Raw genomic sequence first — 16,068 nt, forward strand, 5'->3', positions numbered from 1 at the left:
CCATGACGGGTGCCGGAGTGCTGACGCGAGCAGGCGCGGCCGACCTGATCAATCCGCGCTGAGTACGAGGCCGGAGGTCGGCACGCCGGTGCCCGCGGTGACCAGGATGTTGGTCAGGTCGGAGACCGGGTTGACCGAGACGCCGCGAATCTGGCGCACCGCCTCGGCGATGCCGTTCATGCCGTGGATGTACGCCTCGCCGAGCTGGCCGCCGTGCGTGTTGAGGGGCAGGCGTCCGCCGACCTCGATGGCGCCGTCGGCGATGAACTCCTTCGCCTCGCCCCGGCCGCAGAACCCGAGCTCCTCCAGTTGCATGAGGACGAACGGGGTGAAGTGGTCGTACAGGATGGCGGCCTGCATGTCCTCCGGACGCAACCCGCTCTGCGCCCACAGCTGCGCTCCGACCAGGCCCATCTCCGGCAGGCCGGTCATGGCGTCGCGGTAGTAGCTGGTCATCACGTACTGATCGGCGCCGGAACCCTGGGCGGCCGCGGCGATGACGGCGGGCCGCTGCGGCAGGTCGCGAGCCCGCTCGACGCTGGTGACCACGATCGCGACGCCGCCGTCGGACTCCTGGCAGCAGTCCAGCAGGTGCAGCGGCTCGGCGATCCAGCGGGAATTCTGATGATCCGCCAGCGTGATCGGCTTGCCGTAGAAGAAGGCCGCGGGGTTCACCGCGGCATGCTTGCGGTCGGCGACGGCCACGCGGCCGAAGTCCTCGCTGGTGGCCCCGTAGACGTGCATGTAGCGCCGGGCGACCATCGCGACCTGCGCGGCCGGGGTGCCCAGCCCTTGCGGATAGGACCAGCCCGCGTCGATGCCCGACGAGGTGGGCGCGCTGGCCAGCGCCGTGGAGAACTGCCCGAACCGCGACACCGACCGTTCGTTGAACGCCCGGTAGGCCACCACGACGTCCGCGACGCCGGTGGCCACCGCCATGGCGGCCTGCTGAATGGTGGCGCAGGCCGCGCCGCCGCCGTATCCGATGTGGCTGAAGAACTTCAGCTGCGGAATGCCGACCGCCCTGGCCACGGCGGCCTGGGTGTTGGTGTCCATGGTGAACGTCGTCAGGCCGTCCACGTCGGCGGGCGTCAGGCCCGCGTCGGCCAGTGCGGCGGTGACCGCCTCGGCGGCAAGGCGCAGTTCGCTGCGTCCGGAGTCCTTGGAGAAATCCGTGGCGCCGATGCCGACGATGGCCGCGCGGCCGGAAATCTTCTGCTCAGACATCGGCCCTCCGCAACGCGATGACGGCCGTAGCCGTGATGTGGTCGCCGAGGCTGTCCTTGCCGACCACGTCGATGTGTATGTCGTCGCCCTCCAGCGCGGTCACCGTGCCGGTCAGCGTCAGCGTGTCCCCGGCGTACAGCGGTACGCCGAGGCGCAGCGCGATCGACTTGACGACGGCGCGCGGGCCCGCCCAGTCGGTGACGAAACGCTGCACCAAGCCGGTGTCGGTGAGGATGTTGACGAAGATGTCCTTCGAGCCGCGGGCGACGGCCTTGTCCCTGTCGTGGTGCACGTCCTGGAAGTCCCTGGTGGCCAGGGCGGTGCTGATCACGAACGTGGGGTCGGCGTCGATCACCAGCTCGGGCAGGACCGTGCCCACGCGCACGGCGGCGCTCACGAGACCACCTGCCAGACCGGCAGTGTCGCGTCGTCGTCGAGCCTGTCGAACCCCACCTCGACCGGCAGACCGATCCGCACCTCGGCCGGGTCGATGCCGCGCAGTTCACCGAGCATGCGCACGCCTTCCTCCAATTCGACCAGCGCCACCACGAACGGCAACTGCCGCCCCGGCACCTTCGGCGCGTGGTGCACGACGTAACTGAACACGGTGCCGCGCCCGGAGGCGACCACGTAATCGGTCGGTTTCGCCTTGTCCTGCCAGATGGCCGGAATGGGCGGATGCCGCAGCGAGCCGTCCGGCAGCCGCTGGATGCGCAGCTCGCCCGCTTTCGTTCCTTCCCAGAAGAATTCGGTGTCCCAGGAGACCAGCGGCTTGACCCGCGCGCCCTCCGCGGCTTTCGGCGCGGCGGTGCCGGGAGCGAATTTCAGCAGCCGGAACAGCATCTCGGCGACCACCTCATCGCCGACCCGCCAGGTGGTCTGGAAGGTGACGAACCATCCCTCACCCAGCGCGGTGCGCTTCGGGCCGCGGATGTCCGACAGCGTGCTGGTGACCGAGACCTGTTCGCCGACAGCGAGGTAGCGGTGGTAGGTCTGCTGACAATCCGTGGCGACCACGGAGGTGTAGCCCGCGGCGTCGAGCAGTTCCGTGGCCGACCCCATCGGGTCGTCGGCGGGACGAGAACCGTTGAGCCCGAACATGGTCCACACCTGGGCCATGGCGGGCGGCGCGACGATGCCGGGATGTCCCGCCGCGCGCGCCGCCTCCTCGTCGACATAGATCGGATTGGCGTCGCCGAGCGCCTCGACCCAGTTGTTGATCATCGGCTGGTTCACCGGATCGCGCCCGAAACGGGGCGCGCTCGCACCCGCCGCCTTGATGGCTTCGGCTGCGGCGACGATCGCTTCCGGAGTAGTGGTTTCCGGCACGCGCTGCTCCTTGTCTCGTTATCGGGGTACTCGCGGCAACCGCAGACCGGACGAGGCGACCAGTTCGCGCATCACCTCGTTGACGCCACCGCCGAAGGTGACCACGAGGTTCTGCTTGGTCCTGCGGTCCAGCCAGGTCAGCAGCTCGCCGGTGGCCGGGTCGGCCGGGTCGCCGTAGCGGCCGACGATCTCCTCGGCGAGCCTGCCCGCCTCCTGGAGCGATTCGGTGGAGTAGACCTTGGTCGCGGACGCGTCGGCGATCACTTGCGCCTGGTCGCCGTCGCCGCCGGCGGCGGGAGCGCCGGGCCCGGAGGCGGTAGCGGAGCGTGACCACGCAGGGCCCTGCGACCGCCGCCCATCAGACGCCGCGGCGACCTGCCAGTTCAGCAGTTCGTTCAACCGGACCATGGCGTGGATGCGGCCCAGCGCCCTGCGCACGTCGAGTTCGGCGAGCACGCCGCGCGGTTGCGCCCAGTCGCGCACCCGGTCGTAGAGTTGCTCGATCTTGCCGGACGGCCCCAGGCTCACCCGCTCGTGGTTGAGCTGCGTCGTGATCAGCTTCCAGCCCCGGTTCTCCGCACCGACCAGCATGTTCGCCGGGACGCGCACATTGTCGAAATAGGTCGCGTTGGTGTGGTGAGCGCCGTCGCAGGTGATGATCGGCGTCCACGAGTAGCCGGGGTCGGTGGTGTCCACGATCAGGATCGTGATGCCGCGGTGGCGCGACTCGGTCGAGCCGGTGCGGCAGGCCAGCCAGATGAAGTCGGCCTCGTGCGCGCCCGTGGTGAAGATCTTCTGCCCGTTGACGATCCAGTCCCCGGACTCGTCACGCACCGCCGAGGTGCGCAGCGAGGCGAGGTCGGTGCCCGCGTCCGGCTCGGAGTAGCCGATCGCGAAATGGACGTCGCCGGAGAGGATTCCGGGCAGGAACCGCCGCTTCTGCTCCTCGGTGCCGAACTGCTGCAAAGTCGGTCCGACGGTCAGCAGCGTCACCAGCGGGAGCGGGACGTCGGCCCGGACCGCCTCGTTGAAGAAAATCTGCTGCTCGACCGGCCCGAAGCCCTGGCCGCCGTATTCCTTGGGCCAGCCGACGCCGAGCCAGCCGTCGCGGCCCATCCGGCGCACCACGGCGCGATAGGCGTCACCGTGCCGGTTCACCGCCATCTCGGCCTCCTCCTCGGGAGTCACGAGATCGGCGAAGTAGGCACGTAATTCGTCGCGCAGCGCGCGTTGCTCGGTGGTCAGGTCGATGAACATCTCGCCCCCAATCGGTCGAGCCGGAACGACGCGCCGCCGAGCCAGCGAGCGATGTCCTTGGCTTGTGAGTAGTAGCGATGCATCGGGTGGGTCACGTCCACGCCGAGGCCGCCGTGCAGGTGATGGCACTTCTGCATGGCCGCGGGCAGTTCCGCGGCGACGGTGTAGGCGAGGATCTCCAGGTCGTCGTCGGTGCGCTCGCGATGCTCCCGGCTCGCGTCGGGCTGCGCCAGCGCCCAGTTCGCCGATACCGCGGCCACGTGCAGGGTCCGCGAGACGACGTACAGGTCCGCGATCTGCTGGGCCACCGCCTGGAACTCGGCCAGCGGCCTGCCGAACTGATGCCGGGTGCGCAGATGCTCGGCGGTGAGCGTGATCGCACCTTTGAGCAATCCGTCGGCCACCGATCCGATCGAGGCGAGCGCCAGCCGGTGCAGATCGGCGAGACCGACCGGCCACAGCTGGTCGGCCGGAATCTCCACCTGGTCCAGCCGGACCGTGTACTCGGGAATGCCGCCGGAGACCGGCGTCGGCGTGCGGGTCAGGCCGACGGCCTGCGCGTCCACCACGGCGATACCGGCGTTGGTCGGCACCAGCAGCCAGCTCGCCTCCTCCGCGTACGGCACCGCCACCTTGTGCCCGGTGATGCGCACCGTGTCGCCGCTGACGACGGCGGTGGTCTCCGGCTCGAGGATGAACGGCGCCCCCGGTTCGCTCAACGCCGCCGTGAGCACCGCGCCCTCGGCGACCCCTGGCAGCACGAGCGACTGCACGCGCTCCGGCGCGCAGGCCACCAGCGGCAGCACGCCCAACCCCAGCGTCGACAGCGCGGGCACCGCCACCGCGTCGGTAGCCAGTTCGGTGAGCAGCGCCGACACCTCGAGCAGCCCCATCCCATCGCCGCCGAACCGTTCCGGCAACGCGACGACGAGCAGGCCGGAGTCGGCCAGCTTCGGCCACAATCGCATGTCACGCGCCGGTTCGCGCTCCAGCAAGCTCACGACGACCTCGGCCACCGCGTCCTGGCCCTCGTCCCTGGTGAAGTCCACGCTCGTCTCCCGATCGGCTGTAGGGCTAGCTGTCCGCGTCACGAGGCAGCCCCAGAATCCGCTCCGCGGCCACGGTGAGCAGGATCTGCTCGGTGCCGCCCGCGATCGACAGGCAACGCGTGAGCAGGAACTCCTTGGTCACCTCGGAGTCCTGCGCGCCGAGCGGGCCCGCCGCCTCCGCGGCGAATTCCGCGACCGCTTGGCGATGGCGCACGCCGACCAGCTTGCGCACGCTGCTCTGCGCGCCGGGGTCCCCGCCCGCGAGCATCTTCACCGCGGCGCGTTGCTCGAGCAGCAGGCCCGCGATCGCCTCGGCCACGAATCCACCGAGCCGGTCGTTCACCAGCTCCGCACCGGGGCCGGTGGCGGGCGATTTCGCGATCAGCTCTTCGAGTACAGGACCGATGCCGTTGCCGCCCATGGCGACTCGCTCCGTCGACAGCGTGGAGCGGGCGATCTTCCATCCGTTGTTCAGCGCGCCGACCACGCAATCGTCCGGCACGAACACATCGTCGAGGAAGACCTCGCTGAAACGCGCCTCTCCGGTGATCTGCACCAGCGGGCGCACCTCGAGCCCGGCGCTGTGCATATCGACCAAGAAGTACGTGATGCCGCGGTGCTTGGGCGCGTCGGGATCGGTGCGCGCCAGGCAGATCGCCCAGTTCGCCTTGTCACCCAGCGATGTCCACACCTTTTGCCCGCGCAGCACCCAGCCGCCGTCGGCCTTTTTCGCGGTGGTGCGCAACGCCGCCAGGTCGGAACCGGCCTCTGGTTCGCTGAACAGCTGGCACCAGACCACTTCGCCGCGCAAGGTCGGCCAGGCGAAGCGCTCGATCTGTTCCGGCGTCCCGTGCTGCAACAGCGTGGGGATCGCCCAGCCGCCGATGGCCAGGTCCGGCGCGGTGAGTCCGGCACGGCGCAGCTCCTCGGAGATCACCAGGCCGGTCATCGGGTCCGCGGCGCGTCCGTATGGCCGCGGCCAGTGCGGCATGACCAGGCCCGCGTCCACCAGCGCGGCACGCTGCCGGTCGGCGGGCAGCGCCGCGATCCGCGCGACCTCGGCGGCGAGTTCGTGCGCGCTGTCGCCGTCCACAGCGGCCACGCCTTCCTCGGCGAAGACCCGATCGGCCCCGGTGGTGCGCCGCAGGCCCCGGCGGGTCAGTTCGGTGACCCGCGCCCGCCAGCGCGCCGAACCGCCGAGCAGTTGGCGCAGGGCCGTGGCCCGCCGCAGATACAGGTGCGCGTCGTGCTCCCAGGTGAAGCCGATGCCACCGAGCACCTGAATACAGTCCTTGGCGGTCTCCACCGCGGCGTCCAGGGCGATGGCGGCCGCGATGGCGGCCGCGATCGGCAGTTCGGCTCCGCCGTCGTCCACGGCCGCCGCGACGTCCGCCGCCGCGGCGCGGATGAGTTCGGTGCGGCACAGCATCCAGGCGCAGATGTGCTTGACCGCTTGGAACGAACCGATCTTGCGGCCGAACTGCTCGCGCACCTTCGCGTACTCGACCGCGGTCTCCAGGCACCAGCCCGCGAGGCCGGACAGTTCGGCGGTGACCAGCGCGACGAGCAGGTCCCCTGCCGCGTGCGGCGCGACGAATACGCGTTCGGCGGGCACGCGCAGGTCGGCGCAGTGCACCCGCGCCAGCGGCGTGCTCGGATCCAGCGGCGCGAGCGCTTCCACCCGCAGGCCGTCGGCGTCGGGCGCGACCAGGCACCACCGCTGCCCTTGCGGTTGGTCGATCGGCAGCAGCACGGCGGTGCCGGGGGCGGCGCCGACGACGGAATCCCAGGTACCCGTGAGCAACACGCCGTCGCTTGCGACGGGTACGCTCACCGTCGAACCGACGACGAAGTCGAGCGCCACACCGCACGGCAGGTCCTCGTCGAGCTGTCCGGCGGTGATCAGATTGGCCAGAGCCGTCGCGAGTACCGGGCCGCCGACGAGATCGTGCGCCGCCTGTTCCACCAGCACGGCCAGATCGGAGACCGACCCGCCCGCACCTCCCGCGTCCTCGGCCACCGCGACCCGGAAGATCCCGATCTCGGTCAGCGCGGGCCAGTAGGCGCGCCAGAAGTCGGCCGCGCCGGCCCGCATTGTTGCAATCGGACGGACCGAAGCGGCCCATCCGCGCATCGACTCCTGAACGGCTTTATGCTCGTCAGTGGTGGCGATGGTCACACTCCATACCGCCTTTCCGGCGTGACTCCCACACCTAGAACATGTTCTAATATCCTAGCCGGGCGGAAGTCAAGAGACCATCGCCGCCGCGGCCACACCGCGCACGCAGCCGACGAAACGACGTTTCCGGAAAGGACTTTCATCAATGGCCAGTCCGTCCCGATCGCAGCCAGCCGACCCGAGCGCGGGACGGCCCGCCGCCACGGTCACCACGCTCAGCGAGGACGAGCTGAGCTCGGCGGCGCAGCGCGAGCGGCGCAAGCGGATCCTGGACGCGACCTTGGCGCTCGCGTCCAAGGGCGGCTACGACGCGGTGCAGATGCGCGCGGTGGCCGAGCGCGCCGATGTCGCGGTCGGCACGCTGTATCGCTACTTCCCGTCGAAGGTGCACCTGCTGGTCTCGGCGCTGTCGCGCGAGTTCGAGCAGATCGAGGGCAAACGCAAGCCGCTTGCCGGGCAGTCCCCACAGGAGCGCATGCACCTGCTGCTCACCCAGATCACCCGGATGATGCAGCGCGACCCGCTGCTCACCGAGGCCATGACCAGGGCGTTCATGTTCGCCGACGCCTCGGCCGCCGCCGAGGTGGACCGGGTCGGCAAGGTGATGGACCGGGTCTTCGCCCGCGCGATGAACGACGGCGAGCCCACCGAACGCCAGCTGGCCATCGCGCGGGTGATCAGCGACGTGTGGCTGTCGAATCTGGTCGCCTGGCTGACCCGGCGCGCCTCGGCCACCGACGTCACCGAACGATTGGAACTGACTGTCGACCTCCTGCTGGGCGAACGCAACCAGTAAGCTCTAGCGGGATCTCTCAGCACACAGCGAGCGAATCAGCGCCCGGTCACCCCACGAAGCACGAATAGCTCGTTGTGCTGCGACGAAGCTCACCCGCTCGGATTCCGTTGCCGTTAGCTGGGCAGATCTACCGGACACCGGTTCAGGTGTGCGTTATCGTGCGCACGCGAACCGGCGCGTTTCTGTGCGGCAAATTCAACACAGTATTGTTTTGCCCGCCCCCTGAAAAAACTCCTCCGATCACTAGGTTGGATGCGTGAGCGCACAGGATCTGCCACTGGAACTTCGCCGTGCACTGTCGACGGTCGCGCGCGTGCCACGGCTGCTGGTCGCATCGGACTACGACGGGACACTCGCGCCCATCGTGTCCGACCCGACCAAAGCCTTTCCCCATCGGGAATCGGTGAGCGCGTTACGAGCCCTCGCCGGCCTGACCGGGACCACTGCCGCCGTGATCTCCGGCCGCGCGCTGCGAGATCTCGCGGCGCTGTCCCGCCTTCCGGTCGAGGTGCAACTGATCGGCAGCCACGGCTCGGAATTCGACGTTGGCTTCGTGCACGCGATCGATAACGACGCCAAGCATCTGCTCCAAGAGGTGCAGACGGCCCTGAATCAGGTCGCCGCGGACAACCCCGGCGTCACCGTCGAGATCAAACCGGCCAGTGTCGCGCTGCATGTGCGCAACGCCAGCCCGGAGATCGGTCATCGCGCGCTGTCGCAGGTCCGGCTCGGTCCGGCGTGCTGGTTCGGCGTGCAGGTCACCGAGGGCAAGGCGGTCATCGAGCTGGCCGTGGTGCAGACCGACAAGGGCACCGCACTGGACACCGTTCGGCATCAGGCGGGGGCCTCGGCCGCGGTGTTCTTCGGTGACGACGTCACCGACGAGAAGGCGTTCCGCGTGCTGTCCGGCCCGGACGTCGGCATCAAGGTCGGCGACGGCGAGAGCCTGGCCAAGTTCCGGGTGGACAGCACCGAGGCCGTGGCGTGCGCGCTGGCCTACCTGCTGGAGGAGCGCCGGACCTGGCTGGCTGGCGCGAGCGCGCCGCGCATCGAGCGGCTGACCATGCTGGCCAGCCCGCGCTCGGTCGCGCTGCTCACCCCGGACGCCACGGTGACCTGGTTCTGCCACCCGGAGCCCGATTCGGCCGCGGTGTTCGCCCACCTGCTCGGCGGCCCGCAGGGCGGCCACTTCACCATCGAGCCGGAGCGGCCGGGCCTGCCGCTGTCGCAGCGTTACGTCGACGGCACGATGACCGTCGAAACCCGTTGGGCCAAACTGCAAGTCACGGACTACCTGCCGCACGACGTAGCCCCGACCCGCACCGACCTCACCCGGGTGATCACCGGCGACGCGAAGGCCGTGGTCACCTTCGCTCCCCGTCCGGAGTTCGGCCAGGTGCCGGTGAACCTCGAGGCGCAGGAGGGCGGGCTGCGGGTGTACGGCACCAACGACCCGATCGTGCTGCGTTCACCCGGCGTGCGGTGGGAGATCGTCTCGGACGGTACCCACGAGTCGGCACGGGCCGTCGTGGATCCGTCCAAGGGGCCGGTCGTGCTCGAACTGCGCTGCGGCACCGCCGATCTCGATCCCGCCCCGGCCAGTGAGGCGGAGCGGCGACGGGAGGCGCAGCGGTACTGGTCGGATTGGGCCGGGACGCTCACCCTGCCGCCGCTCAAGCCCGACCTGATGAAGCGCTCCGCGCTGACCCTGCGCGGCCTGGTGCACGCGCCGTCCGGCTCGATCCTCGCGGCCGCCACCACCTCGCTGCCCGAGGACATCGGCGGCGTGCGCAACTGGGACTACCGCTACTGCTGGCTGCGCGACGCCGCGCTGACCGCGCAGTCGCTGGTCTCGCTCGGCTCGCTCGCCGAGGCGGAGGACTACCTGGGCTGGGTGCACCGCGTGCTGGAGACCTTGCCCGGCCCCGAGCGGCTGCACCCGCTGTACACGCTGTACGGCGAGACGCTGCCGCCGGAGGCCTCGATCGACCAGCTACCCGGCTACGCCGGCTCCCGCCCGGTGCGCGTCGGCAACGCGGCCAACATGCAGGTGCAGCTGGACGTCTTCGGTCCGATCGTGGACCTCATCGCCACCCTGGCGCACGCCAGGGAGCTGCGCGGCGTCACCGATCCGGCGAACGTGCTTCCGGACGCCGACTGGGAGCTGGTGTGCGCCATGGTCTCGGCGGTGCAGCGGCGCTGGCAAGAGCCCGACCACGGCATCTGGGAGATCCGCGGCAACCCCCGCCACCACGTGTACTCGAAGGTGATGGGCTGGCTGACCGTCGACCGGGCGCTCACCCTGGCGCAGAAGTTCGATCGCGAGGCCGACCCGGCCTGGCCGGTGCTGCGCGACACCATCGCCGACGAGGTGAAGGCCAAGGGCTGGAACGACGAGGTGCAGTCCTACACCGCGGCGTACGACGGCACCGACCTGGACGCGGCGACGCTGCACATCGGGCTGAGCGGCCTGATCGACCCGTCCGACCCGCGCTTCGCGGCGACGGTCGTGGCGACCGAGGCCGAGCTGCGCAGCGGCTCGACGGTATACCGCTACCACCACGACGACGGCCTGCCCGGCGGCGAGGGCGGATTCCACCTGTGCGCGGCCTGGCTGGTCGAGGCGTACCTGCTGATCGGCAAGCGCTCCGACGCCGAGGCGCTGTTCGCCCAGCTGGTCGACGTGGCGGGCCCGACCGGGCTGCTCAGCGAGGAATACGACCCGGTGGCCGAACGGTCGCTCGGCAACCATCCGCAGGCGTACAGCCATCTGGGCCTGTTGCGCTGCGCGCAGCTGCTGGGGCAGCCGGTGGAGGCCGCGCTGGTCTGACCACGCAGGAGCCGAGGGCCCGCGAACGAGGAATCGTTCACGGGCCCTTCGCATTCGGCTCCCAGATGGGCGGCGCATCCGAACGCTTGACGGGCCCTGCTAGAGTTAACGGGAACGATTTCCATTATGATCTAGAGCATGGCCCAGGAGTACCCCACGTGAGAACCCGATTCGCCATCAGTTGCGCAGGTGTCGCCGTGGGAGTCGTCTCCGCCCTGACGCTGACCGCCTGCGGCGGCTCGAACGACGACGGGCGCCCGACCGTCGTCGCCTCCACCGACGTCTGGGGCGATATCGCCGCCGCCGTCGCGGGCCCCGACGCCGCCGTCCGGTCGCTGATCACCGATCCGTCGGCCGACCCGCACTCGCACGAGACCTCCGCGGTCGAATCGGCGGCGCTCAGCGATGCCGACCTCGTGGTCTACAACGGCGGCGGCTACGACCGGTTCGCCGAGAAGGCGGTGGCGGGCACGAACAAGCGCACCGTGGACGCGTTCGCCCTGCGGGCCGATCAGAGCGACGACAACGAGCACGTCTGGTACGACGTGCGCACCGTCGACGTGGTCGCCGACCGGATCGCCGCCCAACTCGCCGAACTCGACCCCGGCAACGCCGCGGCCTACGCCGAGCGCGCGACGACGTTCAAGAACCGGCTCGCCGCGGTTACCGCCATTACCGGCACGCTCGCCGCCGAGCATCCGAAGACGCCGGTGCTGCAGACCGAGCCCCTCGCGCACTATCTCGTGGTCGCCGCCGGAGCCGACGACCGGACTCCGCACGAGTTCCAGGAAGCCATCGAGCAGGAGACCGACCCGGCCCCCGCGGCCGTCGCGGCGACGCAGGACCTGCTCACCGGCAAGCGGGTCCACGCCCTGATCTACAACGTGCAGACCGAGGACAAGATCACCAAAGACCTGCGCGCGACCGCGCAGCGCACGGGCGTCGCCGTCGTCGAGGTGACCGAGACCCTGCCCGACGGCGTGGATTACATTCAGTGGCAGACGAAGAACGCGCAGGCGCTCGCCGCCGCGCTGGGCTGAGCAGATGAACAAGGGAGCCGCGCTGACCGAACACGCCGACGAGGTGGAACGGCGATCGACCATCGGCGAATCGGCCGCGGTGCGACTGGAGGCCGCCCGCTTGTCGTTCGGGGACCGAACCCTTTGGGCGGGACTGGATCTCACTGTCGCGCCGGGTGAATTCGTCGCGGTCCTCGGGCCGAACGGTTCGGGCAAGACCTCGCTGCTGAAGGTGCTGCTGGGCCAGGTCGGCCTGAGTTCGGGCGCGGCTCGGATCGCGGGCTCTCCCGCGCGCACCGGCAATCACGACATCGGCTACATACCGCAACAGAAGACTATCGACGCCGGGGTGCAGTTGCGCGGTATCGATCTCGTCGGCCTCGGCGTCGACGGGCATCGCTGGGGGCTCGGGCTGCGCTCCCGCGCCGAACGCAAGCGGAAGGTGGCCGCGGCCATCGCCGACGTGGGCGCCGAGCGATTCGCCCACGCGCCACTGGAATCCATGTCCGGCGGCGAACAGCAGCGACTGCGGGTGGCGCAGGCGCTGGTCGGCGATCCGAAGGTGCTGCTGTGCGACGAACCGTTGCTCAGCCTGGACCTGGCGAATCAGCGACTGGTCGCCGAGCTCATCGATCGCCGCAGGCGCACCCACGACACCGCGGTGCTCTTCGTGACGCACGAGATCAACCCGATCCTGCCCCTGGTTGACCGGGTGCTGTACCTGGTCGACGGCCGGTTCCGGATCGGGACGCCGGAAGAGGTGATGACCTCGACGGTGCTGTCGGAGTTGTACCGCACCCAGGTGGACGTACTACGGGTACGCGGGCGTCTGGTGGTCGTCGGCACCGGCGACACCATGGACGCGCTCGGCACCGCGGGCGGCCACTGCCACGGCCCGGCGGGCGACGAGTTCGCCCACGGCGATTCCGCCGGTAGCCCCGCGCCGGACGATGACGCCACCTCGACCACGGGATCCGTCGAAGAGCCGGTCCCCGCAGCGCCGACCTCAGCGCATGCCGCCACGGGCGAGGTGGTGTCCGGCCGCTCGATACCCCGCAACGGTTCGACGGCGGGCCTCTCATCGGCGGAGCGTGTCCGAGGCGACGGCGACCGTCCGGCGGCGGATCCCGAGCAGAGCGGAGTGCGTTCGTGACCGACAAGCTCTCCAGCGTTCTCGGCAAAATGCTGGACTTCGGCACCACGGCGAACCTGCTGTCCTACGGTTTCGTCCAGCAGGCGCTGCTCGCGGCGGCTCTGCTGGGGCTGCTGTCCGGCGTGATCGGTCCGCTGATCATCAGCAGGCAGATGTCGTTCGCGGTGCACGGCACCAGCGAGCTTTCGTTGACCGGTGCCGCCGCCGCGCTGCTGGCCGGTGTCGGGGTCGGTTTGGGCGCCATCGCGGGGTCGGTGGTCGCGGCGGTGTTGTTCGGCCTGCTCGGCGCGCGGTCGCGGGAACGCGATTCGGTGATCGCCGTGGTGCTCTCGTTCGGGCTCGGACTCTCGGTGCTGTTCCTGTGGTTGGGCCCCGATCGCGCGGGATCGAAATTCTCCCTGCTGACCGGCCAAGTGGTCAGCGTCGGCAACAACGGGCTCGGCCTGCTCGCCGTCTGCACCGCAGGAGTGATCGCGGTGCTGGCCTTCGTCTACCGGCCGCTACTGTTCGCCAGTTCCGACCCGGAAGTGGCCGTGGCGCGCGGTGTCCCGGTGCGGGCGCTGTCCATCGTGTTCGCCGTCCTGCTGGGCATCACGGCGGCGTTCGGCGTGCAGATCGTCGGCGCGCTGCTGGTCCTCGCCCTGCTGATCACCCCGGCCGCCGCGGCCGCCCAGCTCACCGCGGACCCGGTTCGAGCGACCGTGCTCGCCGTGGTGTTCGCGGAGATCGCCGCCGTTGGCGGCATCCTGCTGTCGCTCGCGCCGGGCGTCCCCGTCTCGACCTTCGTCACCACGATCTCGTTCGTGATCTACCTCGCCTGCCGCCTGCTCGGCACCCGCAACCGCGGACTCGCGCACGCCCGCTGAAGGCGTCGCGCCGGTCTACTGACGCCGCACCGGCACGTCGAAAAGTTCTCGCGATCGACGTCCGGGTGATGGCGGTGACCTCATGCCGAGCGCAACGCCGACCAGCGGTGCCGCGACCGCCAGTCCAGCGGCTATCAGTGCTGATCAGCGCCTAGCTCGGAAACCGGGCCAATCTTGATGGCAGCCGCCTTCAGTCATTGGCGGATGCTTTCGTATGCTCGATCCATCGCGCCCCCGAACGAATGGTGACCAACGATGATCGACTTCGCGATTCCCGCCGACCTCGCCGCCGAACGCGACCGAGTGCGCCGCTTCGTCATCGATAAGATCGTCCCCTACGAGCGCGACCCGCGCCTGACCGCGCACGGGCCGACCGACGAGCTGCGACAGGAACTCGTCGAACTCGCCCGCGCCGAGAAGCTGCTCACCGTGCAGGCGCCCGAGTCGCTCGGCGGACGCGGACTGACCCACATCGAGCAGGCGGTGATCTACGAGGCGGCGGGCTGGTCCACGCTCGGCCCGGTCGCGATGAACTGCGCGGCGCCCGACGAGGGCAACATGTTCCTGCTGTCCAAGGTGGCCGATCCCGACCAGGTCCAGCGTTACCTGGCCCCCGTGATCGCGGGCCACCAGCGTTCGGTCTTCGCCATGACCGAGCCCGACGGGGCCGGCTCCGACCCGGCCCAGCTGGCCACCGGCGCCACCTTCGACGGCGAGAACTTCACCATCAACGGCCGCAAATGGCTGATCACCGGAGCGAACGGCGCGAAGACCTGGATCATCATGGCCCGCCTCGCCGCCAACCCGCATCTGCCCGAGGGCCCCACGCTGTTCCTGGCCGACGGCGAGGAACCCGGCATCGTCATCGAACGCACGATGAACACGATGGACCGCAACTACGTCGCCGGGCACGGTGTGGTCCGCTTCGACAACCTGACTCTGCCCAGGGAAGCGCTGCTCGGCGAGGCGGGCCAGGCGCTGCGCTACGCCCAGCTCCGGCTCGCCCCGGCCCGCCTGACCCATTGCATGCGGTGGCTCGGCGCGGCCGAACGCGCCCAGAGCATCGCCGTCGAGCACGCGCGCACCCGCACCGCGTTCGGCAAGCCGATCGGCGAACACGAGGGCGTGTCGTTCATGCTCGCCGACAACGAGATCGCCTTGCACCAGTGCAGGCTGACCATCTGGCACGCGTGCTGGCTGATGGACAACGGCGAGAAGGCGCGGCACGAGAGTTCCATCGCCAAATCGTTCGTGTCCGAGGAGTTGTTCAAGGTCGCCGACCGCTGCGTGCAGGTGCTCGGCGGCATCGGCATCAGCGACGAGACGGTGGTCGAGATGATCTTCCGGGACATGCGCGCCTTCCGCCTCTACGACGGGCCCACCGAGGTGCACAAGTACGCCATCGGGCGCAAGGTGCTGCGCGGATAGCCGAGGACTTTCGGCCCCGGGTCAGCTCCGCGCGCGTCGGCTAACATCCTGTGGCATGAGTTCGGAACTGCACGTCGACGTCTCCCGGGGCGTCGCCGTGCTCACGCTCAACCGGCCCGCCCAGCAGAACGCCTTCACCCCCACGATGGCCGCCGAGTTGGGCGCCGCGTTGCAGCGCTGCGATTCGGAAGACGCCATCCGTGCCGTGATCATCACCGGCACCCCGCCCGCGTTCTGCGCGGGCGCGGACCTATCCAATCGGGTGGGCGAGGTCAGCGCCACCATCGATCCGCCGCCGTGGCGGGTGCGCAAACCGGTGATCGCGGCCGTCAACGGCCACGCGGTCGGCATCGGCTTGGCCCTGGCCTTGCAGTGCGATCTGCGGTACATGGCACGCGACGCGGTATACGGGCTGAATCAGGTCCGCCGCGGCGTGCTGGCCGACGGCTACGCGCACTGGACGCTACCCAGGCTGGTCGGCATGGCCAACGCCGCCGACATCATGCTGACCGGGCGCACCTTCGACGGCGACGAGGCGAAGGCGATGGGCGTGACCAACAGCTCGCTGCCCGCGGGCGAGGTGCTACCGACCGCGCTGGCCGTCGCGCACGACATCGCGAACGGCTCGGCGCCGCTACCGGTGGCACTGTCCAAGCGGCTGCTCTGGGAAGGGCTCGGGATGAACCCGGCCATGGTCGGTCAACTGGAAACCGATCTCAACCAGCACGCGACCAAGAGCATCGACGGCGGCGAGGCCATGGCCGCGTTCCGGGATCGCAGGCAGCCCAGCTGGTCGGGCAGCGTCAGCACGGAATGGCCCGCCTGGGACGCCGACGGGCGCGAACGGCCCAGCCTGGACTAGGCGGCTCGCCCCGCTGGGTGCGATGCCGCGAATGTCACCGCCGGCGGTAGCGCCCCTCCGCCCCACGCGAGCC

At 70.0% G+C, this 16,068-nt stretch carries 12 protein-coding genes and 1 pseudogene; 7 read left to right on the plus strand and 6 right to left on the minus strand.

The features are described 5' to 3' along the window. Positions 1–48: 48 nt before the first annotated feature. Genes ACWEH3_RS08560 through ACWEH3_RS08585 form a run of 6 tightly spaced genes read right to left on the minus strand, consistent with a single transcriptional unit; the run spans position 49 to position 7,041 of the window. Positions 49–1,227 (minus strand): lipid-transfer protein, encoded by a 1,179-nt coding sequence (locus ACWEH3_RS08560; RefSeq protein ID WP_450019799.1) that lies wholly within the window; start codon positions 1,225–1,227, stop codon positions 49–51. Beyond that, positions 1,220–1,624, minus strand: a complete 405-nt coding sequence (locus ACWEH3_RS08565; RefSeq protein ID WP_450019797.1) for a MaoC family dehydratase — start codon at positions 1,622–1,624, stop codon at positions 1,220–1,222. Before ACWEH3_RS08565 ends, ACWEH3_RS08560 begins: the two co-directional genes overlap by 8 nt. Next, complete coding sequence (locus tag ACWEH3_RS08570) at positions 1,621–2,556, minus strand: bifunctional MaoC family dehydratase N-terminal/OB-fold nucleic acid binding domain-containing protein (protein ID WP_450019795.1); 936 nt, start codon at positions 2,554–2,556, stop codon at positions 1,621–1,623. The genes ACWEH3_RS08565 and ACWEH3_RS08570 overlap by 4 nt, the downstream gene beginning before the upstream one ends. 18 nt (positions 2,557–2,574) lie before the next feature. Next, positions 2,575–3,813, minus strand: coding sequence for an acyl-CoA dehydrogenase family protein (locus tag ACWEH3_RS08575; protein WP_450019793.1), 1,239 nt, complete (start codon positions 3,811–3,813; stop codon positions 2,575–2,577). Then, on the minus strand, positions 3,798–4,862 hold the full coding sequence (locus tag ACWEH3_RS08580) for an acyl-CoA dehydrogenase family protein (RefSeq protein ID WP_450019791.1): 1,065 nt from the start codon (positions 4,860–4,862) through the stop codon (positions 3,798–3,800). The genes ACWEH3_RS08575 and ACWEH3_RS08580 overlap by 16 nt, the downstream gene beginning before the upstream one ends. A gap of 25 nt (positions 4,863–4,887) precedes the next feature. Beyond that, the gene (locus tag ACWEH3_RS08585) at positions 4,888–7,041 is read right to left on the minus strand and encodes an acyl-CoA dehydrogenase family protein (protein WP_450019789.1); all 2,154 of its coding nucleotides are present in this window, start codon (positions 7,039–7,041) and stop codon (positions 4,888–4,890) included. 145 nt (positions 7,042–7,186) lie between these two features. Here ACWEH3_RS08585 and kstR point away from each other — a divergent pair, with 145 nt between their 5' ends. The 7 genes and pseudogenes from kstR to ACWEH3_RS08620 all read left to right on the plus strand — a co-directional run bounded on the left by kstR (position 7,187) and on the right by ACWEH3_RS08620 (position 15,995). After that, entirely contained in the window at positions 7,187–7,837 is a 651-nt protein-coding gene (gene kstR / locus ACWEH3_RS08590) for a cholesterol catabolism transcriptional regulator KstR (protein WP_039794748.1), read from the plus strand. A 256-nt stretch (positions 7,838–8,093) separates the two neighbouring features. After that, a complete protein-coding gene (otsB, locus tag ACWEH3_RS08595; RefSeq protein WP_355076747.1) occupies positions 8,094–10,667 on the plus strand; it encodes a trehalose-phosphatase in 2,574 nt (857 codons plus the stop codon). A 197-nt stretch (positions 10,668–10,864) separates the two neighbouring features. Next, positions 10,865–11,707, plus strand: coding sequence for a metal ABC transporter solute-binding protein, Zn/Mn family (locus ACWEH3_RS08600; protein ID WP_450019786.1), 843 nt, complete (start codon positions 10,865–10,867; stop codon positions 11,705–11,707). A 4-nt stretch (positions 11,708–11,711) separates the two neighbouring features. Next, positions 11,712–12,569 (plus strand): annotated as a pseudogene (locus ACWEH3_RS08605) (metal ABC transporter ATP-binding protein); the annotation flags it as partial. A gap of 299 nt (positions 12,570–12,868) precedes the next feature. Then, entirely contained in the window at positions 12,869–13,705 is an 837-nt protein-coding gene (locus ACWEH3_RS08610; RefSeq protein ID WP_450019899.1) for a metal ABC transporter permease, read from the plus strand. Between the two features lie 255 nt (positions 13,706–13,960). After that, positions 13,961–15,133 carry an acyl-CoA dehydrogenase family protein gene (locus tag ACWEH3_RS08615; RefSeq protein ID WP_450019784.1) on the plus strand — a complete coding sequence of 391 codons (1,173 nt, stop codon included), beginning with the start codon at positions 13,961–13,963 and terminating at the stop codon, positions 15,131–15,133. A 55-nt stretch (positions 15,134–15,188) separates the two neighbouring features. Continuing rightward, positions 15,189–15,995, plus strand: coding sequence for an enoyl-CoA hydratase/isomerase family protein (locus ACWEH3_RS08620; RefSeq protein ID WP_450019782.1), 807 nt, complete (start codon positions 15,189–15,191; stop codon positions 15,993–15,995). The last annotated feature ends 73 nt before the right edge of the window (positions 15,996–16,068 follow it).

This window comes from Nocardia sp. NPDC004718, from assembly GCF_053601535.1.